Here is a 20,877-nt window from a genome sequence, read left to right as displayed (position 1 = left end):
GGAGCGTCTTCGCGTAGGGTCAGGCGGTGCGGATCGAGCTGGTCACCGGCGACATCACCACCGAGCACGTCGACGCGATCGTCAACGCGGCGAACTCGTCCCTGCTGGGCGGCGGCGGGGTCGACGGGGCGATCCACCGCAAGGGCGGCCCGGAAATCCTCGCGGAGTGCCGCGCCCTGCGGGCCGGCCACTACGGTGGCGGCCTCCCGGTGGGGCAGGCGGTGGCGACCACGGCCGGGCGCCTGCCCGCACGATGGGTGATCCACACCGTCGGGCCGGTGTACAGCGCGAGCGAGGATCGGGCGCCGCTGCTGCGCAGCTGCTATACGACGTCGCTGGCGGTGGCCGCGGGGTTGGGGGCGCGGTCGATCGCGTTTCCGCTGATCTCCTCGGGCATCTACCGCTGGCCGAAGGAGGACGCGGTACGGCAGGCGCTGACGGCCCTGCGGGGCGAGTCGGGCGGGGTCGAGGTCGCCCGCCTCGTGCTGTTCGACGAGGAGACCCACCAGGTCGCCGAAAATGTCTACCGGGCCGTGGTGGGGTCCTAGGGGTCACAGCCATGGCACTATTGCGAGCGTTTCCCGCCGGTACCGCTATGTCATCAGGACGGCGACGCCGACCGGCGTATGGCAAGATTCGCCATGATTCCTGGCGACAACGACCATTTCGTACGCATGCACAGAGGCTGCCAAGCGCACATTTTCGGTGACGTCACCTTCCGGACGAGCGCACGGGTCACCGGAGGTAGCGGGCCGCCACCGCCGCCGGTTGCTCGACCACCCGGCCTTCCTGAAGGTCCCAGGCCAGCCGGACGTACTGCGCATGCGTCCAGGCCAGGGGAGTGGCCGAATACGTCGGCGTACCGGGCGCCGTCCCCGGCGGATACTGGTCCCACACCTGCTCCGGCAGCATGTCGCCGGGGCCGGCCGCGCGGGTCATCGTCCGCAACTGGACGGCGGCGCCCGCGCGGGAGCCGGCCGCCAGCAGGTACTCGCCGCGTTCGCCGTTGAGCAGCGGCCATGCCCGGCCGCGGGTGATCAGGGAGCCGGCCGGCAGGCCGTAGTCCCACGGGCTGCCGTCGGCCTTCTCGCCGTAGCCGTCGAACGAGGCCCGATGCCAGAAGAACCCGTTCGGCGTGGACACCCCCAGCCGCGCGTCGATCACCGGAAGCGTGTTGCGGACGTCCGGGTCGGAGGCGGGCAGCACCCCGAGACGTACCAGCTCCAGGAAGCCCGGGTCGACGACCGCGCGCTGGTCCACATTCGCCGGGCCGCTGTCGCCGATGTCGTAGGTGGTGCCCGCGTCGGGATTGCCGTCCTTGGTCAGCCGCAGGAAATACGGCTTCGACGAGTACGGGCCGGTGCTGGTCACCGTCCACTGCTTCACCCGCGCCCGCCACTGGTCGGCGACGGCCAGGTAGTGCGACCCGTCGGCGCCGTTCGCCGCGGCCAGCGACGCGGCGCAGACCAGCCCGGCGATCTCGGCGGCGATCGTGGCGGGCGACCAGCCGGACTGGTTCTCCCAGCGCTCCTGCGGCGTCCACGGCGCCGCGTGGCCGTCCTGCCGGAAGGTCACCAGGAAGTCGGCGGCCCGCCGCACGTGCGACCAGGTCGCCGCGTCGGTGCGGCCGAGCTGGTAGGCGAGCACGATCGGCAGCGCGACCTCGTCCAGTTGCCGGCCGCCCCAGACCGGTGTGCCGTCCACCTGCGAGTTCTGCGGGAACGACCCGTCCGCCTTCTGCTGCGAGCCGAACAGGAAGTCCAGCGCCCGGGAGGCGCCGGCCGAGTCGCCGGCGGCCAGCAGCGCGGTGGCGATCTGATAGAGATCACGCGACCAGACCAGGTGGTACGGGCCGGAGGGGTCGTCCCGGCCGAAGGCCCACGGCGAGGCGGGGGCCGCCACGTACGCGCCGGGGTGGGTCTTGTCCTCGCTCGCCGCGAGCACCATGGTGGACACCCGGTACAGGTCCCGGTCGGGCACGGCCGGCGGTGGCGGCCGCAGCCCCGCGAGGTACTGCCGCCAGCCGTACGCGAAGTCCCGGGAGATCCGCCCGAAGCCGCGCCGCAGGGAGGAGGTGGCGGCCGAGATCGCGGCGCCGGCGGCCGGCCCGAAGCCGAGGGCGAGCGTCGCACGTGGCGCGAGGGCCGCGGTCTGCACGAGGCTGCCGGGCGCGGCCGACGGGTAGCGCCAGTCCATCCGGCCGTCGCCGAGCAGGTCGGTGAGGCCATCGCTGACCCCCGCGAAACCGCTCGACGCGGCTTTGATCGGAGGAGACGCGGCGAGCGCGCCGGCCACGCCGTCGTCGGTCGCGACCAGAACCTTTCCGGCCGTACGCCCGGAGTCGTGCCCGCGGGAGTTGCCGAGCGCCGGATCGTAGACCGCGTACAGGTCGAAGCCGCGGCCGTCGAGGGCCAGGTCGGCGAGGACGGTGTCCCGGGACGGGTCGGTCACGTAGGACGCGGTCAGCCGCCAGCCCCGCCCGGCGAAGGTCTGCCGGTAGCGCAGGCTGTGCGAGTCGACCAACCGGGTGGATGCCGCCGATGCGAGCCAGGCGTGGCCGTGCCGGTCGGCGACCACGAATTGCAGGGCGCGGGCGCTCGGGCCGCCGATCGTCGGGTAGAAGATCTCGCCGAGGCCACCCTCGCGCTGCACCGTGGCCCAGACCTTGCTGGCCGCCGAGTGCGCGGTGATCAGGCCGGCCTTGTCCGCCGGCAGGTACTGCTGGTCCACGCCGGGCGCCCCCGGCGCGGCCAGCGAGGCGGTGAGGAGCGCGGCGAGGAGTCTCATGCGCCTGACGGCGTCCGCGAAACGGCCACATCCAACACCGGGATGCGACCGCTTCGCGGCCGACGCCAGCCACCACCTGGACCTCGCCTCGCTCCCACGTGGCCGGCTGGACCGACCCTACGAGGCACTTTCGTACCGCAGAGAGGCGAAGACGACATGCAATACCGGCAGCTGGGCCGGACCGGTCTGCGAGTGTCCGCGTTCACGCTCGGGACCATGGGGTTCGGCGGGACGGGCTGGGCCACCCCGGTCGGCACCATCGACGTGGACGGGGCGCGGGAGGAGATCGCGATCGCCAAGGAAGCGGGGGTCAACCTGATCGACACCGCCGACGTGTACTCGGCCGGGCTCGCCGAGGAGATCATCGGGCAGGCGCTGGGCCGGGACCGGGAGGACTGGCTGATCGCCACGAAGGCGCGGATGCCGATGGGCGAAGGGCCCAACGACGCGGGCCTCTCCCGCCACCACATCATCCGCGGCGCCGAGGCCAGCCTGCGCCGGCTGGGCACCGATTACATCGATCTCTACCAGGTGCACGAGTGGGACGGGCACACCCCGGTCGAGGAGACCCTGACCGCGCTGGACGACCTGGTCCGCAGCGGCAAGGTGCGCTATGTGGGCTGCTCGAACTACGCGGCCTGGCAGATGATGAAGGCGCTCGCCGCCTCGGACGCCCGCGGGCTCGAGCGGTTCGCCAGCAACCAGCTGTACTACTCGCTGCAGGCCCGCGACATCGAGGCCGAGATCGTGCCGGCCTGCCTCGACCAGGGCGTCGGCATCCTGGTGTGGAGCCCGATCGCCGGCGGGCTGCTCTCCGGCAAGTACCGGCGCGGCGTCGCGGCCCCGGCCGGCAGCCGGCACCTGAGCGACTGGGACGAGCCGCCGGTGCACGACGAGGACAAGCTGTACGACACCATCGAGGTGGCCGTGAAGATCGGCGAGTCGCACGGCGTGTCGGCGGCCCGGGTGTCGCTCGCGTACATCGCGCAGAAGCCGGGCGTCACCTCGGTGATCGTCGGCGCGCGGACCCCATCGCAATTGCGCGACAACTTGGCGGCCGCCGACCTCGAGTTGACGCCGGACGAGATCCAGTCGCTGGACGACGTGAGCGGCGAGCCCCTGCGCTACCCGTTCTGGCACCAGGCGAAGACGTCGTCGGACCGGCTCAGCGCGGCGGATCTGTCGCAAATTTCGCGGCATCTATAGCAAAGACCGCCGCCCCGGGGTCTGGGCTCCCGGGGCGGCGGCCTTCGTTGCTGGGTCAGGCGAGGACTGAGGAGACCTCGACCGAAGGGAGGCCCAGCGCTTCGCCGACTTCACCGTTGGTGAGGTGGCCGGCGTGGATGTTGAGGCCCTTCGCCAGGGCCGGGTCCTGCTCGAGCGCCGCCTGCCAGCCGAGGTCGGCGAGCCGCAGCGCGTACGGGAGGGTGGCGTTGGTCAGCGCGTACGTGGAGGTGTTCGGCACCGCGCCGGGCATGTTGGCGACGCAGTAGAAGACCGAGTCGTGCACCCGGTAGATCGGGTCCTCGTGCGTGGTGGCGTGCGAGTCCTCGAAGCAACCGCCCTGGTCGATGGCGATGTCGACCAGCACCGAGCCGGACTTCATCCGCTTGACCAGGTCGTTGGAGACCAGGGTCGGCGCCTTCGCGCCGGGCACCAGGACCGCACCGATCACCATGTCGGCCTCGACGGCCTGCTGCTCGATCGCGTACGAGGAGGAGACCAGCGTCTTGACCCGGCCGCCGAACTGCGCGTCGATCTGGCGCAGCCGGTTGATGTTCAGGTCGAGCACCGTCACGTCGGCGCCCATGCCGAGCGCGATCGTCGCCGCGTTGACGCCCGAGACGCCGCCGCCGATGACGGTGACCTTGGCCGGGCTGACCCCGGGGACGCCGCCGGGGAGCACGCCGCGGCCGCCCGAGTTGCGCATCAGCGAGTACGCGCCGACCTGCGGAGCCAGGCGGCCCGCGACCTCGCTCATCGGGGCCAGCAGCGGCAGGGAACCGTCGGCGAGCTGGACCGTCTCGTACGCGATCGCGGTGGTCCGGCTCTTGAGCAGCGCATCGGTGCCGGCGGCGTCGGCGGCGAGGTGGAGGTAGGTGAACAGGACCTGGCCCTCGCGCAGCCGGTGGTACTCGACCGCGATCGGCTCCTTGACCTTGAGCAGGAGGTCGGCCCGCGCCCACACGCTGTCGGCGTCCGGCATGATCCGGGCGCCCGCGGTGGCGTAGTCGTCGTCGGTGATCGCCGAGCCGTTGCCGGCGCCGGCCTGCACGAGCACCTGGTGCCCGCGGCGGACGAACTCGGCCACGCCCGCCGGGGTGATGGCCACCCGGTACTCGTGGTTCTTGACCTCGGTCGGGACACCGACGATCATTCTTGACTCCCCTTCACGGCTTCGCTGTCGTGGGGTTAGGGTGAAACTATGTGCAGGATGAGCGCAATGGGGTCGCAGAAGATTCTGTGTGTCCCCGCCAAGCCGAAGAAGATGCGGAACGACCCGCGATGATGCCGGATTCGCCGAAGGATCTTCGAGGCCTCGACCACATCGATCTGGAGTTGCTGGAGCTGCTCGAGGTCGACGGCCGGATGCCGAACAACGCGCTCGCCGAGCGGGTCGGCGTCGCCCCCTCGACCTGTCTGACCCGCATCCGGCGGCTGCGCGAGATCGGCGCGATCCGCGGCTTCCACGCCGACGTCGACCCGGCCTGGATCGGCCGCCCGATCCAGGCCATGATCGCCGTGCGGATCCGCTCCGACGCCCGCGACGCGATCGGCAAGTTCGCCGCGTCCCTGGCGGGCATCCCGGCGGTGCGCGACGTCTACTTCGTCTCCGGCTCGTACGACTTCCTCCTGCACGTGGCCACCGCCGACGTCGCCGACCTGCGCTCGATCATCACCGAACGGCTCAGCGGCACCCACCTGGTCGCCGGCACCGAAACCCACCTCATCTTCGAACACCGCCGCGGCAGCTAGCGCCGGGCGCGTCCGGCCTCACCGGCGGCCGTTCAGCGTCTCCTGAAGCAACGTCCGCGCGCGGTTGACCACGACGGCGGCTTGACGCAGCTGTTCCCGCGCGCCCGCCAGGTACGGATCGCTGGTCCGCTCGGCGGCCTGTTCGAGACGAGTGGCGGCCAGGCTGAGCGCGCGGACGTGCTTCGCCAGCTCCTCCTGGGAGTGCGCCGCGGTGGCGAGGCTCTTCCCGACCGCGGCCCTGAGCTCCCGGGTGTTCCGCGGTGGCCACTGCAGGTCGGCCCCGTCGTCGTCGAAGTAGTCGTCGGACGACCATTCCGGAATCATGGCGGGCGGTGACATGTCCATCACGCTAGGTGCGGCGCGAGTCGCCGGTCCATGACGCCATCCGGGCGGCATGACCCTGCCACGGGAGTGGCTCGCTGGCGCACGGGTCCGCATGTCGACAAGGATCGACGGCGCTTGCCCCGTTCGGAGGAGGTCACGGTTCCATGCTGGTGCGGATCGCCGTGGCGGACCCCCTGCCCGTCTTCCGGCACGGCATCGTCGAGATCCTGCGCGACGCCGGCTTCACATCGGAGACACCGGACGATCTGTTCGCCTGGGTCCGCGACGAGCAGACCACCATCGTCATCCTCACGCTCCGGACGGACGCCGACTGGCGGACGCTCGAGGGACTACGCCGGACGGCCGCCGGGCTCGTACTGGTGGCCCTGCTGGAGCAGATGTCGGTGGGCGACTCGGTGCGCGCCCTGCGGGCCGGGGCGGCCTGCGTGATGGCCCGGGACACCAGCCCCGCGGCGTTCCGCGAAGGGTTCCGGGCACTGGTGCGCGGCGAGAGCCTGATTCCCGTCGAGGTGCTGCGCGCGCTGGCCGCGCCGGAGGCGGAGGGCGCCGCCTCGGGCGAGCCGTCGCCGACTGAGCGTGACTGGCTGCGCAGCCTGGCGGGGGGCGTGACCGTCGGGCGGCTGGCGGCCGAGGCGGGCTACTCCGAGCGCATGATGTTCCGTCTGCTCCGCGACCTCTACACCAGGATGGGCGCCCGCGGCCGCACCGACGCGCTGATCACCGCGCAGCACCGCGGCTGGCTGTGATCAGGCCAGCAGGCTGCTGATCCCGGGCAGCGGGTCGCCCGGCCAGCCCGCGGTCAGGGCGGCGAAGAGCACACGCCGCCGGAAGCGTGCGCCGCGCAGGTCCAGGATTCCCTGGGCCGCCCGGTAGGCGTCGGCCGCCGGGCCCTCGCCCTGCTCCGGCCGCAGCAGCGCGAGCCCGGCGAGCGCGAGACCTTCGACCTCGTACGGCCGGTAGGTGCCGGGCGCCACGGCCCGCAGGTCACGGGCCAGCCCGGCGGCCGTGACGAAGGCGCGCCGGGTCTCCTCGCCGGTGTCGCCGTTGCGGATCGCGGCGACGCCCCGCACGGCGATGGCCTCGGCCGCATAGATGCCGTCCGCGTACCGGGCGGCCAGTTCGGCCGCGGCCAGGGCCGGCTCCTGGTGCCCGTGTTGCAGCTCGATGACGGCCACTGTCGTGCCGGAGGTGCTCCACAGATCGGGATCTCCGACCCGGACCGACACGTTGTGCGCGCGCCGCGCCGCCTTCGTGGCCTCACCCAGGTTGTGCCTGAGCAGCCACGCCCAGGCCGAGAGGTCGTCGCATCGCGCGGCGGCGACCCGGGCGCCGGCCTTCTCGGCGGCGTCGCGGGCCCGCTCCAACTGCTCGAGGCTCACGCCATCCTGGCCGCGTTCGAAGGAGATCAGCGCGCGCAGGTAGCGCAGCGGCACGTCGAGGCCCGGATCGGCGGACGTGCCGCCGGACTCCGCCGCGTCGAGATGCTCGCTTGCCCGGGTGAAGTCGCCCGCCTCGGCCAGGCACAGCGCCAGGCCCAGATGCGCCGTGGGAACGGCCTTGTGCCCGGCGGGGGCGCGGTCCATCAGCGCCTGGTACCGCTCGGCCGCCGCCGCTACCGCACCCGCCCGGAAGCGGTACCCGGCCGACTGCACGAGGAACCCGAGGTGGGCCGACAGGTTCTCCGGCCCGGCGCTCATCGTCGCGCCGCCGTCGACCGTCTCGATCGCCTCCGGCAGCTTGCCCTGCTGGGCCAGCGCCCGGCCGGCCAGCATGACGTAGCGCACCTGGTCCCGGAAGCCGGCGAGACCGCCGTTCAGGCGGCTCAGCCACGGCGCCAGCTCGGCGGTCTGCCCCCAGCTCCTGAGGTAGCGGTCATCGAGCTGAGCCATCAGCCGGACCGCCCGTCCCGACTCGCCGGTGGTCACGTAGAGGTCGACGGCGTGGAAGGCGTCCTCGAGGTCGTCCAGGCGGGCGGCATCCCGGCCGCGGGCCGCGTTCTCCAGGTACTCCGCGGCCCGGACCCGTTGCCCGGCGATCTCCGCGTCCGGGACATCGGCGGTGATCCGTGCGGACTCGCCGTCGGGCAGGTAGTAGTGATCGTCGTACCGCCGGAGGAGCCGGCACCGGACGAGTTCGTCGAGTGCGGCGCGTACCTCGCCGGGGGTGGCGTCGGCGAGGTACGCGATCACGGCGGGCCGCGCCGGCCGGTCGAGGATCGCCAGGGCGCGCAGGGCGGCGCGCTGACCGTCGGTGAGGCGTGCCAGCAACGCGCTGATCAGCGCGGAAGCGTCCGGCGCGGCGTCGAGTGGATCGGCCGCGGCCGGTGAGCCGATCGCCCGGATGCCGAGCACCAGCTCGGCGGTTCGCGGGTGCCGGTTCGTCGCCTTGGCGAGCCCGGCCATCACCAGCGGAGCGGGAGCTCCCGGAATCGTGAGCTCGGCGAGGAACCCCGGGAAGTTGGGCCGGGGCAGGCCCTCCGTCACCCGCTCGGTCACGGCGTGCGGGAAGGGCAGGGGATCGGTGCCGATGAACAGGACCTTGATCCGATGGCGGCGCCTCTTAGCGAGTTCGTCGAAGAGCGTGCCGAGGGCGTCGTCGCGCCACTTTCCGGTACTGGTCACGAAGAGATCCTGGGCGTCGTCGACGGCGAGCCACACCTGGCGGTTACCGAGCCGGTCGAGCACGTCCTTCAGCCGCGTCAGCAGATCGGTCTCGCCCTCGTTCAGCCGTTCCACCAGCGGCTGTCGGCGGCCCTTCGCCGGGACGGCCTCCGCGAGCCGCTCGAGCACGGAGAACGCACTCACCCGGGGGTATCCGCGGGCGGCGAGATAGCCGGCCCCGACCTTCTTCTCCCGTTTGCGCAGCAACTCGGCGGCGATCGCGGTCTTGCCGATGCCGGCGGCACCCACCAGCGCCACGAACACGCCGTTCGTCCGGTCCATCTTTGCTTCGAGGTTCGTCATCAGCGTGCGACGGTCATGCAGTGTTCCCGGTACGAACTCCGGCAGCCCGGCCACCTCCGGCTTGGGCTGCTGCTTCGCCGCCGGAGGCGGTGAAGCAGGGGCGTCGTCGCGGTGGGCGCCCAAGATTAACTGCCCTAGCGAGCCGACGGTGATCTGCCCGACGCCGACGCCGACCCCGTCCCGCACCTCTACGCTGACCCCGATGGCGGGACCGGCGTCATGGGCACCCTCCGCAGTGGATTTGCGGTTGAGGTAGGGCAGGAGAACAGCCGAGCCGATGGCGACGAGGGTAGAAACGGTCACCCAGGCCCACGGATCGTGCTGGATCAGCCGGAAGGGCATCGGCCAGGTGTTCGGCTTCGTGGCCTCGTTGACCGCGATGGAGGTGAGCGTGCCCAGGGCGCTCGGAAGGGACACCAGCAGAACGCCGGTGCATGCCTGGAAAAGGGCCTTCCGTGACAATGGCCACCTCCCGCGAGCCCCGCCATGCTCGCTCACGATGACATGACCCTGCCATTGATCGCCATCACGCTGTGCGCAAGCCTGCCAACGGTGCGTAGCGCGGGATGATCATTCAAGTATTTCCATCACTAGTGGTCTTTGACTAGGCTCGCCAGCCTCTGAGGAACTACGTGGGGAGTGTCCTTGACGAGAACAGTTCGCGTGTTCGCGCCGCTGGTCGCGATCGGTCTGGTGCTCTGGGGAGGGGCGCAGGCACAGGCCGCGCCGCCGTCCGTACCGGCGGATCTGCGGCAGGTCCAGTCGCGCCAGAGCCTGCTCGGCACGCACACCTGGTATCAACAGGCCTATCGGGGAATCCCCGTCGTCGGCGGCTATTACGCCACGCACCTGGTCGGCGGGAAGCTCACCGTCGACGACGGTCGCAAGGCCGTCACCGGGCTCGGCAGCACGGCCGCCGGGTTCACCGCGCAGCGGGCCGAGTCGGCGGTGGCCGGGCGGCTCGGCAAGCAGCCGGCCAGCGCCCAGCTGGTGATCGTGCCCGGGTCGCCGGCCAAGCTCGCCTGGAAGACGCTGACCAGCACCGGCCGCGGCACGTACCAGACGCTGGTCGACGCCGGCAACGGCGCGGTGCTGCAGGAGAAGAACCTCGCCCGGCGGGACGTCGGGGTGGGCCGCGTCTTCGACCCGAACCCGGTGGTGGCGCTGCAGAACGAGTCGCTGACCGACAACGACAACGCGGACGGGCCGCAGTTCGCCCGCGCCTACCGGATCGTGCCGCTGACTCAGCTCAACCGGGAGGCGACCACGCTGCAGGGGGCGTACGCGAACAACATCAGCGACAACCCGATCACCTCGAAGCACCGGGTGTTCCTGTTCAACCGGTCGCAGGACGGGTTCGAGCAGGTGATGGCTTACTACAGCATCACCGGCGCCCAGCAGTACATCCACCGGCTCGGCTTCCGGCAGGTCAACAACGAGCCGCAGGACTTCAGCACGACGGGGCTCACCGACGACAACTCGTTCTACGACCCGAGCGTGGACGCGATCACCTTCGGCACCGGCGGCGTCGACGACGCCGAGGACAACGAGGTGATCTGGCACGAGTACGGGCACGCCATCCAGGACGACCAGGTGCCCGGCTTCGGCGAGTCCGAGGAGGCGGGGGCGATCGGCGAGGGCTTCGGCGACTACTGGGCCGTCACGATGTCCCAGGCGACCAGCCCGGACACCAGGACCACCCCGTGGGCGTGCGTGATGGACTGGGACTCCACCGCGTACACCACGGACGAGCCGCACTGCCTGCGGCGCACCGACGGGCCCAAGGTCTACCCCGGTGACCTGGACGGCGAGGTCCACGACGACGGCGAGATCTGGTCGCACGCGCTGTGGGACATCAACCGGGCCCTCGGCCGGACGACCGCGAACCGGATCGTCCTCGAGTCGCAGTTCTTCTTCAACCCGACGATCACCATGCCGGCCGCGGCGCAGCAGACCGTGGCCGCCGCGCGGGCGCTGTACGGCCCGTACGCGGCCGCGAAGGTCCGCAAGGCCTTCCACGACCGCGGCATTCTGTCCTAAGGGTTACCCGGCGGCGGCCCGGACCTCTTGTCCCGGTCGCCGCCGGTCGGGCGGGCGTTGGCGTTCCACACCAGGAACAGGCGGCGTCCAGGAACTGCGCCTCGTGGACCACCTGCATCGGCAGCTGGTAGCCCTCGGCGGAGAAGTACTGGTCGAACGGCTCCTCGCTGGTCAACGCGGTGCTGCCCGCCGAGCGGAACAGCTCCTCGGCCTGGTCGGTGACCGCGCCCGGGTCGGCCGACGGGATGGGCGCGTCACCGTTGGCCGCATAGCTGGCCGGCGCGAGATACAGCTCGGCGGAGTTCGAGGTGTCCAGCCGGGTGCTGAGCAGGACGGCCCGTTGGAACAGCGGGTACGGCGCCGGGAGCCGCAGATCCCGCCAGCGCTTCTTCGCCCGTACGACCTGATTGAGGTATTTGTCGAAGTTGAAAGTCTGCAAGTCGGCGGAGACCACGCCGGGCGGCATCGCCTTGGCCAGCACCTCCGCCGCGGCCGGCACGCTGCCCGGGAAGGCGAAATCGTAGCTGCGCGGATCGCTGTCGCAGGCCATGGTCCGCGACCCGGCCGCCTCCACGGTGACCGCCGGGCCACGCTTGCGGAAGGCGGCGACCACCATGCCCTGCCAGGGAGGAAGTCCGGGAACACAGGGTAGTGCATGCGTGCACACACCTGGAATACGCTCGGTAAGGTGACGGTCATGACCGGCGAGCACGTCGACGCCGTCGCGGAGGCGTATGCGCTGATCGAGGCCGCCCAGGGTGAGCTGGACCCCGACCAGGTCGACGCCGTCGCCACCCGGATCGGCCGGCCGGAGTGGTGGGACGTGCAGGTGCTGCTGCATTTCGCCCGCTCGCTCGCCGACCGGGAGGCCGGCCGGGACGACTCGGGCCACGTGCGGGCGATGCTCGACGTGGCCGCCGTGCTCGACGACCCGGCCCTGCTCGCGCTGGCCCTCGCGGCGAGCGCGGCCCGCAAGGTGGAGAGCCCGCGCCCGCTCGAGCTCGGCGAGTCGGCGGCGAGCCCGCTGGTCCGCGCGGCGGTGCTGCTGGACGACGAGAGCAGCCCGGTCGTGCACCGGGCCGCCGCGCTGATCGAGGTCGCCTGCGTGGCGCACGCGCTCGGCCTGTGGGAGCTCGCGCTCGAGCACTACGACCGCACCCGCAAGGCCCTGGACGCCGACGACGGGTGCTGGCGCAGCACCACCGACCGGCAGCGTACGGTCCTGGCGGTCAACCGCATCGAGCTGCTGCTGGACTGGGCCGCGGCGGAGGCGATGATCGGGGACTGGCCGGCCGCCGCCGAGCGGGCCGCGGCGGCGATCCCGGGCAGCCGGGAGGTGGTCGGCCCGGACTGGCCGCCGACCTGGGTCCGCCAGTACGAGGGGCACCTGCACCTGCTGGCCGCGCTGGCCGGCTCGTCCTCCGGTTCGTCTTCCGGTTCGTCTTCCGGCGGGGCGGACGTGGCGCCGCCGATCCTGGCGCTCGGCGCGGCGATCCGGGCCGCCCGGGTGCCGGAGACGGAGCGGGCGGCGGCCCTGGCGCGGGGGCTGGCCGACGGGTTCGGGCACACGGTGCCGCTGCACGTCTGGCTGCTCGCCATGCAGATCGCCGGGCGGCGGCGCGGCGGCGAGGCGGCCGCGCGCCTCGCCGACGAGCTGGTGGTGCTGCGCTGGAACGACCGGCTGGTGCGGATGACCACCGTGCGCGACGCGATCGCGGTCGAGCGGCGCCGGCGCGAGCACGAGCAGCTGCAGCGGGAGATCCTCACGGATCACCTGACCGGGCTGGCCAACCGGCGCGGCTATCACGCGTACCTGACCGCCGTGCAGTCCACGGCCGGGCCCGGCGACTACGCCGCCATGATGATCGACGTGGACAAGTTCAAGCAGGTCAACGACCAGTTCGGCCACGACGTCGGGGATCGGGTGCTGGCCCGCATCGCGGAGATCCTCAGTGCCAGCGTACGCCCGGCGGACCTCGCCGCCCGGCTCGGCGGGGACGAGTTCGTGGTCATCCTGGCCGAGGTGCAGCCGGGCGTCTCCCAGGACCGGGCGCAGGCGATCCTCGACGCGGTCGGCCGGTACCCGTGGGACCAGGTGGCCGCCGGCCTGCGCGTGTCGATCAGCGTGGGGCTGCACCACGGCTGCCGGGAGGAGCTGCCGACGCTGCTGGGCGACGCCGACCGGCACCTGTACCAGGCCAAGAGCGAGGGGCGCAGCCGGGTCGCGACCGGCTGACGCCGGGTCACACGGAACTGGCGAAGGCACGGATCAGGGCGGCGGTGCGCGGTGGGCCCTCCACCATGGCCCCGGCGGATGATGCCGTCGGTGTGGCGGTCGCGTTCGTCCTGCTCGTCGTTGCTCAGGGTCAAATCACGACGCCTGCCCATCAGGTTCGACTTTGCCCGCAGGTAGTGTCCGAGCGGCAGACCGCTTCGAACTGCCTTCGGTAATCGCAAAGGCGATCGCTGGTTGGCGCTGATCGGTGACGGTAGCTTTGCTGCACGTGGGGACCGGCCGCACCGTGGTCACTGCGCAGGGGCTGCGCAGGTGGGCGCTCGTGCTCGGCGTCGCCCTGCTGCTCGCGGCGATCCCGGTGGCGATCAACCTCTGGCCGGTCCACGCGAAGGCCCTCGACCGCATCTCTTTCTCCAGCTCGCAGCCCTATTCCGGGTACGTGCAGAGCGCCGGCCTCCTCGGCCTGCCCGCCCTGCCCAACCTGACCCAGGTGACGGCGCCGCTGAGCGGGACGACCGAGATGCGCACCTGGTATGCCTCCCCGCGGAGCTGGCGGGTCGACGTGCTCGGCGAGGGCACCGAGCGCGACCTCTACCAGACCCCGGAGGCCCAGTACAGCTGGGACTTCGGCGACAACCAGCTGATCCGGATCGAGGGCGACCAGCCGGTCCGGCTGCCCCGCGCGGCCGACCTCACCCCGCCCGAGTTGGTCCGTTGGCTGCTGTCGGCGGCCGAGGGCGACAAGGTCACCGGGCTGGCCGCCAAGCGGGTCGCCGGCGTCGACGCGCCCGGCCTGCGGCTGACCCCGGCGAGCCCGGACACGACCGTGGCCCATGTGGACATCTGGGCCGACCCGCGGCACGGTCTGCCGCTGCAGGCCGAGATCACCGCGAAGGGCGGGACCCGGCCGGTCTTCGTCACCCGGTTCCTGGAGATTCATTTCGCGGCGCCGGGCGCGGCGGTGCTGACGCCGCCGGCGCCGCGGGCCGGGATCGGCTACACCGTCACCGAGGCGCCGGACATCCTCGGCGTGATCAATCGGCGGCGGCCGGTGTCGCTGCCGTCGTCCCTCGCCGGTTACCCCCGCCGCGACGCGGTCCGTGGCCTCTCGGCGGCCGGGGTCTACGGGACCGGGCTCAGTTCGTTCGTCGTGACCGCCCTGCCGGGCCGGTTCGGCGCCGCCGCGTTCGGGCAGATCAGCACGTACGGGCAGGACGTGCCGGCGCCGTCCGGGAGCCAGGCCGCGCTGATCGCCACCGGGCTGCTCAACCTGCTGGTCGTCCGCGACCCCGGCCGGACCTACCTGGTGGCCGGCCCGGTCGCGCCCACGCTGCTCGAACGCGTCGCCACCGCCCTCGCGGAGGCCCAAACGTGATCAGAACCAAGGACCTGACCAAGAGGTACGGGCGGACCACGGCCGTCGACGGGGTCGATCTCGAGGTGCGCGAGGGCGACCGGTACGGGCTGCTCGGCCCCAACGGGTCGGGCAAGACCACGCTGGTGCGGATGCTGCTCGGCCTGGTCTTCGCCACCCGGGGCGAGATCGAGGTGCTCGGCCGGCCGGTGCCCCGCCGGGTCCGTGAGGTGCTGCCCTCGATCGGCGCCCTGGTCGAGGGGCCGGGGGCGTACCCGAACCTGTCCGGGCGCACCAACCTGGCGGTGTTCGACGCGGCCGGGCCGGGCGGCCGCCGCCGGGACCGGCGCGCCCGGATCGACCAGGCCCTCGAGCGGGTCGGGCTGGGGGGCATCGACCGGCGGCCGGTCAAGGCGTACTCCCTCGGCATGCGGCAGCGGCTCGGGCTGGCCGCCGCGCTGCTGCGCCCGCCCCGGCTGCTGATCCTGGACGAGCCGACCAACGGGCTCGACCCGCGCGGCATCCGCGAGGTCCGCGACCTGCTCGCCGAGCTGAACCGGGACGGCGTCACGGTCTTCCTCTCCAGCCACCTGCTCAGCGAGATCGACGCCTTCTGCAGCCGGGTCGGGGTGATGGACCGCGGCCGCCTGGTCGTGCAGGACGACCTCGACGACCTGCGCGTCCCGACCGGCCGGGTCACGCTCGGCACCCCGACGCCCGAGCGGGCGGTGGCGCTGCTCGACGGCCGGGTCGAGCATCGGGCGGGGGAGATTCTGACCGTACGGCACGACGACCCGGGCGCGCTCAACGCCGAACTGGTCGCCGCCGGGGTGACGGTCACCGCGATCGCCGCCGAGCGGCGCACCCTGGAGGAGGTGGTGCTGGCGGCCACCACCGGCAGCTCCGACCGGGTCGAGCGGGTCGAGGCGGCATGATCCGGGTCGAACTGGCGAAGCTGTTCCGGCGCCCGCGTACGTACGTGATCGCGGGTTTGCTCTGTGCTCTGCCGTTGATCGTCGCGATCTTCCTGGCCACCACCCGGATCCCGCCGCCGCCCGGGCAGGGCGGGGCGTTCCTGTCCGCGGTGCTGAGCAACGGCGCGCTCTATCCGGCCGCGGCGATGGCCCTGGTGCTGCCGGTCTTCCTGCCGGTCTCGGTGGCGGTACTGGCCGGCGACGCGGTGGCCGGCGAGGCGTCCGCGGGCACGCTGCGCTACCTGCTGGTCCGCCCGGTCGGCCGCAGCCGGCTGCTGGTCGCCAAGCTGATCTCGCTGGTCGTCTTCGTGCTGTTCGCGATCTCCGCGGTGCTGGTCACCTCGTACCTGACCGGGATCACGCTGTTCGGCGCGTCCACCAGTTCGGCCGGGGTGGCGCTGCCGCCGGACGTGACCTCGCTGTCCGGGGTGACGATCAGCCCCGCCGGGCTCGTGCTGCGGTTGCTGGGCACGGTGGCGTACATCGTGATCTCGATGGTCGGGGTCGCCGCGATCGCGCTGTTCCTCTCCACGGTCACCGACTCGGCGCTCGGCGCGGCGATGGGCGCGCTGGCGGTGCTGGTCACCAGCCAGGTGCTGGTGACGCTGGACGCGGCGCAGGCGATCCGGCCGTACCTGCCGACCCGGTACTGGCTGGCCTGGATCGACTTCTTCCGGGAACCGGTGCTCTGGCGGGACATCGAGCGGGGCGCCGGCATCCAGCTGGTCTACCTGGTGGTGCTGCTCGGCGCGGCCTGGGCGAACTTCCTGACCAAGGACGTGGCCAACTAGGGGCAGGTGGTCGGCGCGACCAGCGGTGCGGTGCCGAGGGCGGCCAGGACCAGGGCGGTGACCGCCGGGTCGGTGGGCAGGTCGCCGTGCGCGACGCGGGCCCGCGGACAGATGCTCTGCAGCGGCACGTTGACCGCGCCGGGGAGCCGCGCCGAGTCGGGCGGCTGCACGGTCTCGTCGTTCTCGGTCCAGATCGACAGCCAGGGCAGGCCGGCCGGGAGTGGGCCGTCGAGGCCGCGCAGCAGGTCGCTGCCGGGGGCGAGCTCGCGGCAGGCCTGCGGGCAGGCGTCCGGGGCCAGGGCGGCGCCGACGCCGGCGATCCGCGCGCCGTGCAGCGGGGAGCCGAGCGTGACGATCCGGCGGGCGACCTCGGCGCCGTCGTGGCGGGCCACCCAGAGGCGGGTCACCACGCCGCCGGCCGAGTAGCCGATCACGTCGACCGAGGGGGCGCCCCGGCGCAGCGCCGCCCGTACGGCCGCATCCAGGGTATTTGCTTGTTCGAGCAGATCGCCGGTGCCGTCGCCGGGCAGGGTCAGCACGTCCGTGGTGCGGCCCGCGGCCTCGAGGCGATCGGCGAGGCGGATCAGGGCCGTGCGGCTGCCGCCGTAACCGGGGACCAGGATGACGGTGCCCGGGCGGGCCTGGTCGGGACGGGCGCCGGTGTCCTGGCTGCCGCCGAGGATCCGCAGCCCCAGCACGATCAGCAACGCGACGACGGCGACGCCGGCCACGCCGAGCAGCAGGAGCCGTCGTCGTGGGGACACCACTCCATGATGCCTTCGTCAGGTGGAGCCGCCGCGGATGCCGGCGATGACCAGGCCGAGGCCGTAGCTGAAGTGCTCTTCGTGGTGCGGGGCGGGGACGTGGGCGAGCGCGGCGTGCAGGTGCGGATGGCGGTGCGGGTCGACGGCCTCGGTGAGCCGGGCGGTGGCGGAGGTGCCGCCGTCCGGGAGGCTCGCGGCGAGTTGTTCCTCGATGGTGTGGCCGACGACGTAGTAGGTCAGCGTGTCCGCCGCCCAGGAGGCGTCCCGGCTGGACAGGCCGCCTCCGCGCAGGGTCGCGATCATGGTGTCGCCGTAGGCGAGCGCGTTGGGCAGGGGAAAGAAGACACCGGAGAAGAGGCGCGCGCCGTCGCGACCCGACCACCAGCCCGGAACCGCCCGACGATGTCACGCCGACCCCGACCGACTCGCCGTCGCCGACCGACTCGGCGACCCCGACTTCGTAAGGGATGCGCGGTGCGGGCCGCCCGTTGGCCCGCACCGCTCGATCCGCCCACCCGCTGCTAGGAGCAGGTAGCGCCGTTCAACTTCACCGTCGCGGGCGCGCTCGCCGTCCCGTTCGCCGTGAAGCCGATGGTCACCGACGCGCCGGCCGCCAGCGAGGACGCGTACGACGGCGCCGCCGCGGTCACCGTCGTGCCGCTCTGGGTCACGGTCGCGTTCCAGCCGCTGCCCAGGGTCACGCCGGACGGCCAGCTCCAGGTCGCCGACCACGGGTTGAGCGTCCCGCTACCGGTGTTCTTCACCGTCAGCGAGCCCTGGAAGCCGCCCTGCCACGCGTTGTCCTGCTGGTACGTCGCCGTGCACGCCCCGGTCGGCGGCGTCGACGGCGAGGACGACCCGGACGCCGACGGCGAGGGCGACGTCGTCGTGGTCGAGCCGACCGGCGGGATCAGGTACGGCCCGATGATCGCCTGCTTGGCCTGGTTGATCGTGGTCCAGTCGTCGTTCGCGATGCCGCCCGTGTCGCCCGAGTTCGGGTTCCACGCCCAGTACGTGAACGACATCCCGTTGACGCCCGTCCCGGTGTAGGCGAGCAGGTTCTGCAGCCACACCTTGTCGATGTCGCTGGCCAGGGTGGTGCCGAACTCGCCCATCATGATCGGCGCGATGTTCTGCTTGTACAGGTAGCCCCAGTAGTGGTCCCAGATCGCCGGCATGTTCGCCGGGTAGGTCGGGTCGTCGAACCAGGTCTGGTGGTAGACCGACGTCGCGTACTCGTGCGGCGAGTAGACCAGCCGGTTCGCGACATTCAGCCGTACGGGATAGGTTCCGGCCTGCGAGAGGTTGCCGCCCCACCAGCCGCAGTCCTCGTCGTTGCTGGTGTCGTTGTCCCAGACGTTGTTGAGGCCGCCGCTCGGGCAGGACACGCCCTCCACGAAGATCAGCCAGTTCGGTTGTACGCCGAGGATCGCGTTGCCGGCCCGCTCGGCCGCCAGCCGCCAGTCGCGCGCCTGGTCGCCGCAGCCCCAGCAGGCGCCGGTCGAGTCCGGTTTGGTGCCCTCGGCGTGCGGCTCGTTGTGCAGGTCGGCGCCGATCACCGTGGTGTTCCCGGCGTACCGCTGGGCCAGGCTCTTCCAGTCGTTGATCCAGGTGCTCTCCGGGACGGCCGAGGTGTACCAGAGGGCGGTCTGGCCGGCCGTCGTCGGGCGGTGCCGGTCGAGGATGACCCGCATGCCCTTGGTCCCGGCGTACCCGATGACCTTGTCCAGGATCTGCAGCGGGGACAGGCCGATCAGGTCCGGGTTGGTGTAGGTGTTGATGCTGTTGGCGGCCGCGTCCGGCTTGAGCGCGTCGTCGGAGAACGGGATCCGCAGGGTGTTGTAGCCGAGCGAGGCCATCGTGTCGAGCTGGTTGCGCCACGGGTTGCTGGACCACAGCCCGTGGAAGGTCTTGTTGTCGGTCTCCATGCCGAACCAGTTGATGCCGGTCAGCCGCACCGTGGCCCCGGTGCTGTCGAGGATCTTGTTGCCGCTGGTGTGCAGGTAGCCGGTGCCGGTTCCGCCGGTGGCGGCGGACGCGGCGGGCAGGGCCGCGAGCAGGCCGGCCACCAGGGCGCCGGCCGCGGCGGTGGCCAATGCGACTCGTCGGAACATGGGGTGCTCCTACGTGGGGGAGAGGGAGTGGTCACGTCACGGCGCAGGGGCCGTGCCGGGTCTTGCAACCGCCGGGGAACGGGACGGTGATCTCCAGCGGGGCCGAGGGGGCCGACCGGTTGCCGGCCTTGTCGCGAGCCACGACCGTGAAGTCGTGCACGCCCGGGGGGAGCGTGCCGAGCGGGTGTCCGGCCGTGGTGGTGGTGCCGATCAGGGTGCCGTCGCGCAGCACGTCGTAGCCGTCGATGCCGCTGCCGCCGGCCTCGTCGGTCGACGCCGTCCAGCTCAGCTTGCCGGCGGTCGCGACCGGCATGCCGGGCCGGCTGGGTGCCGCGCTGTCGGCCGGGCGGTCCGGATAACCAAGCCCATAGCCGTACGCGTAGAGCCCGGTCTTGATCTTCGGTTCGCCGGGCGACCGCGGCCAGGCCACCGGCAGCCGCCCGGTCGGTGGGTAATCACCGAACAGCACGTCGGCCACGCCCCCGCCCGCGCTGCCGGGCAGCCACGCCTGGATCAGCGCCGGCCAGTCGTCCACCTGGGCGGCGACGTCGAGCGGGCGGCCGGCGACGAGCACCACGACGACCGGGATGCCGGCGGTTGCGAGCCTGGCGAGGACCCGCCGGTCGCCGGCGTCGAGACCGCCCAGCACCGCGATCGCCGCCCGGTACGTGCCGTCGACGCCGGCGCCGTCCCGGTCGTACGTGATGGTGGTGTGCTGGCCGGCGACGTCGCGGATTCCCTGCAGGACGGTGGTGCCCGGCCCGGCCGGCGTCCGGCCGCCGCACTGGGCGCCGAGGTCGTCCGCGCTCCGGCCGGCCACGAAGATCTTCCCGCCGGTCTTGGCCAGCGGCAGCACGTCGTCGTCGTTCTTGAGCAGCACCTGCGACTCGCGGACCGCCTGCCGGGCCAGATCCCGATGCGCCGCGTCGCCGGTCGAGAGGCCCCCGTCGGTCTTCTCGGCGAGAACGCGCCGCACCGCGTCGTCGATCCGGGACATCGGGATCCTGCCGGTCGCCACCGCGTCGCGCAGGTAGCCGCCGGTGACCTCCTCGGCGGTGGCGGCGTCGACCCGCTCGACCAGGCCGGGGTCGCGGGTGGCCCGCAGGCCGATCGCCGGCGGGAAGACCGTCGTGCCGTGCGCGGTGACGCGCACCTCCTCCGGGGTGAGCGCGGCCCGCTCGGCCGGGGTCATCCGCCCGATCTTGTCGGCCAGCGACATCCGGCTGAGCAGTTCGTCCACCCTGTTCCGCGGCTCCGCGTCCGCCTGGCAACCGGCGGAGAGCACGACGAGGCCGAGGACCGTCAGCCAGGTGGCCAAACGTCGGTGGACTCGCATGCTGGTCTCCGCAGTGTGTCGATCGAATGACATCATCGTGTCATGGGAGCGCTCCCATCTCAATGTCTTGCTACGGTGCCCGCGTGGATCAGCGTGTCGGACCGGGCGAGGGTGACAGCCTGATCATGTCCCGCGCTGCGCAAGGCGGGTACGTTTTGTCGGGCGCGACTCCGGTCGCGCCATCGAGCGCGTCGGAT

Annotated in this window: 17 protein-coding genes and 1 pseudogene; 9 read left to right on the top strand and 9 right to left on the bottom strand. The window is 72.3% G+C overall.

Features of this window, described 5'->3' with window-relative positions:
* Positions 1 to 26: 26 nt before the first annotated feature.
* A complete protein-coding gene (locus IH26_RS0133970; RefSeq protein ID WP_030440359.1) occupies positions 27 to 548 on the top strand; it encodes an O-acetyl-ADP-ribose deacetylase in 522 nt (173 codons plus the stop codon).
* Between the two features lie 187 nt (positions 549 to 735).
* On the opposite strand, the gene IH26_RS0133965 is transcribed toward IH26_RS0133970, so the two are convergent.
* On the bottom strand, positions 736 to 2,787 hold the full coding sequence (locus IH26_RS0133965; RefSeq protein WP_030440358.1) for a glycoside hydrolase family 15 protein: 2,052 nt from the start codon (positions 2,785 to 2,787) through the stop codon (positions 736 to 738).
* 156 nt (positions 2,788 to 2,943) lie between these two features.
* On the opposite strand from IH26_RS0133965, the gene IH26_RS0133960 reads away from it, so the two are divergent.
* Positions 2,944 to 3,993: an aldo/keto reductase gene (locus IH26_RS0133960; RefSeq protein WP_030440357.1), complete on the top strand. Its 1,050-nt coding sequence runs from the start codon at positions 2,944 to 2,946 to the stop codon at positions 3,991 to 3,993.
* Between the two features lie 55 nt (positions 3,994 to 4,048).
* Here IH26_RS0133960 and ald read toward each other — a convergent pair whose 3' ends face one another.
* Positions 4,049 to 5,164: an alanine dehydrogenase gene (gene ald, locus IH26_RS0133955; protein ID WP_030440356.1), complete on the bottom strand. Its 1,116-nt coding sequence runs from the start codon at positions 5,162 to 5,164 to the stop codon at positions 4,049 to 4,051.
* Between the two features lie 131 nt (positions 5,165 to 5,295).
* Here ald and IH26_RS0133950 point away from each other — a divergent pair, with 131 nt between their 5' ends.
* On the top strand, positions 5,296 to 5,763 hold the full coding sequence (locus IH26_RS0133950; RefSeq protein ID WP_030440355.1) for an Lrp/AsnC family transcriptional regulator: 468 nt from the start codon (positions 5,296 to 5,298) through the stop codon (positions 5,761 to 5,763).
* Positions 5,764 to 5,781: 18 nt separating this feature from the next.
* On the opposite strand, the gene IH26_RS0133945 is transcribed toward IH26_RS0133950, so the two are convergent.
* A complete protein-coding gene (locus IH26_RS0133945; RefSeq protein ID WP_157437522.1) occupies positions 5,782 to 6,102 on the bottom strand; it encodes a hypothetical protein in 321 nt (106 codons plus the stop codon).
* Between the two features lie 149 nt (positions 6,103 to 6,251).
* On the opposite strand from IH26_RS0133945, the gene IH26_RS0133940 reads away from it, so the two are divergent.
* On the top strand, positions 6,252 to 6,854 hold the full coding sequence (locus tag IH26_RS0133940) for a response regulator transcription factor (RefSeq protein WP_030440353.1): 603 nt from the start codon (positions 6,252 to 6,254) through the stop codon (positions 6,852 to 6,854).
* On the opposite strand, the gene IH26_RS0133935 is transcribed toward IH26_RS0133940, so the two are convergent.
* A complete protein-coding gene (locus IH26_RS0133935) occupies positions 6,855 to 9,488 on the bottom strand; it encodes an AAA family ATPase (RefSeq protein WP_157437521.1) in 2,634 nt (877 codons plus the stop codon).
* Positions 9,489 to 9,716: 228 nt separating this feature from the next.
* Here IH26_RS0133935 and IH26_RS0133930 point away from each other — a divergent pair, with 228 nt between their 5' ends.
* Positions 9,717 to 11,111, top strand: coding sequence for a M36 family metallopeptidase (locus IH26_RS0133930; protein WP_245665762.1), 1,395 nt, complete (start codon positions 9,717 to 9,719; stop codon positions 11,109 to 11,111).
* Here IH26_RS0133930 and IH26_RS0133925 read toward each other — a convergent pair.
* Positions 10,999 to 11,727 carry a hypothetical protein gene (locus IH26_RS0133925; RefSeq protein ID WP_030440350.1) on the bottom strand — a complete coding sequence of 243 codons (729 nt, stop codon included), beginning with the start codon at positions 11,725 to 11,727 and terminating at the stop codon, positions 10,999 to 11,001. The two genes, IH26_RS0133930 and IH26_RS0133925, sit on opposite strands and share 113 nt — an antisense overlap.
* Before the next feature lie 81 nt (positions 11,728 to 11,808).
* Between IH26_RS0133925 and IH26_RS0133920 the strand changes: the two genes are divergently transcribed.
* From IH26_RS0133920 to IH26_RS0133905, 4 genes are all read left to right on the top strand, one after another.
* Positions 11,809 to 13,347 carry a GGDEF domain-containing protein gene (locus IH26_RS0133920; RefSeq protein ID WP_030440349.1) on the top strand — a complete coding sequence of 513 codons (1,539 nt, stop codon included), beginning with the start codon at positions 11,809 to 11,811 and terminating at the stop codon, positions 13,345 to 13,347.
* A gap of 247 nt (positions 13,348 to 13,594) precedes the next feature.
* The gene (locus tag IH26_RS0133915; RefSeq protein ID WP_169789862.1) at positions 13,595 to 14,722 is read left to right on the top strand and encodes a hypothetical protein; all 1,128 of its coding nucleotides are present in this window, start codon (positions 13,595 to 13,597) and stop codon (positions 14,720 to 14,722) included.
* A complete protein-coding gene (locus tag IH26_RS0133910; protein WP_030440347.1) occupies positions 14,719 to 15,636 on the top strand; it encodes an ABC transporter ATP-binding protein in 918 nt (305 codons plus the stop codon). Before IH26_RS0133915 ends, IH26_RS0133910 begins: the two co-directional genes overlap by 4 nt.
* Positions 15,633 to 16,466, top strand: coding sequence for an ABC transporter permease (locus IH26_RS0133905; RefSeq protein WP_030440346.1), 834 nt, complete (start codon positions 15,633 to 15,635; stop codon positions 16,464 to 16,466). Before IH26_RS0133910 ends, IH26_RS0133905 begins: the two co-directional genes overlap by 4 nt.
* Here the strand turns inward: IH26_RS0133905 and IH26_RS0133900 are convergent.
* The 4 genes and pseudogenes from IH26_RS0133900 to IH26_RS0133885 form a co-directional block, all read right to left on the bottom strand.
* Positions 16,463 to 17,230, bottom strand: a complete 768-nt coding sequence (locus IH26_RS0133900; RefSeq protein WP_157437519.1) for an esterase/lipase family protein — start codon at positions 17,228 to 17,230, stop codon at positions 16,463 to 16,465. The genes IH26_RS0133905 and IH26_RS0133900 overlap by 4 nt on opposite strands.
* An 18-nt stretch (positions 17,231 to 17,248) precedes the next feature.
* A pseudogene (locus IH26_RS0133895) lies at positions 17,249 to 17,590 on the bottom strand (TetR/AcrR family transcriptional regulator C-terminal domain-containing protein); the annotation flags it as partial.
* Positions 17,591 to 17,751: 161 nt separating this feature from the next.
* On the bottom strand, positions 17,752 to 19,344 hold the full coding sequence (locus tag IH26_RS0133890; protein ID WP_030440343.1) for a cellulase family glycosylhydrolase: 1,593 nt from the start codon (positions 19,342 to 19,344) through the stop codon (positions 17,752 to 17,754).
* Positions 19,345 to 19,375: 31 nt separating this feature from the next.
* Entirely contained in the window at positions 19,376 to 20,680 is a 1,305-nt protein-coding gene (locus tag IH26_RS0133885; protein WP_245665760.1) for a glycoside hydrolase family 3 C-terminal domain-containing protein, read from the bottom strand.
* Between the last annotated feature and the right edge of the window lie 197 nt (positions 20,681 to 20,877).

The organism is Actinoplanes subtropicus (assembly GCF_000721705.1).
Lineage (GTDB): Bacteria > Actinomycetota > Actinomycetes > Mycobacteriales > Micromonosporaceae > Actinoplanes > Actinoplanes subtropicus.
This window is presented reverse-complemented; position numbering and strand designations above follow the sequence as displayed.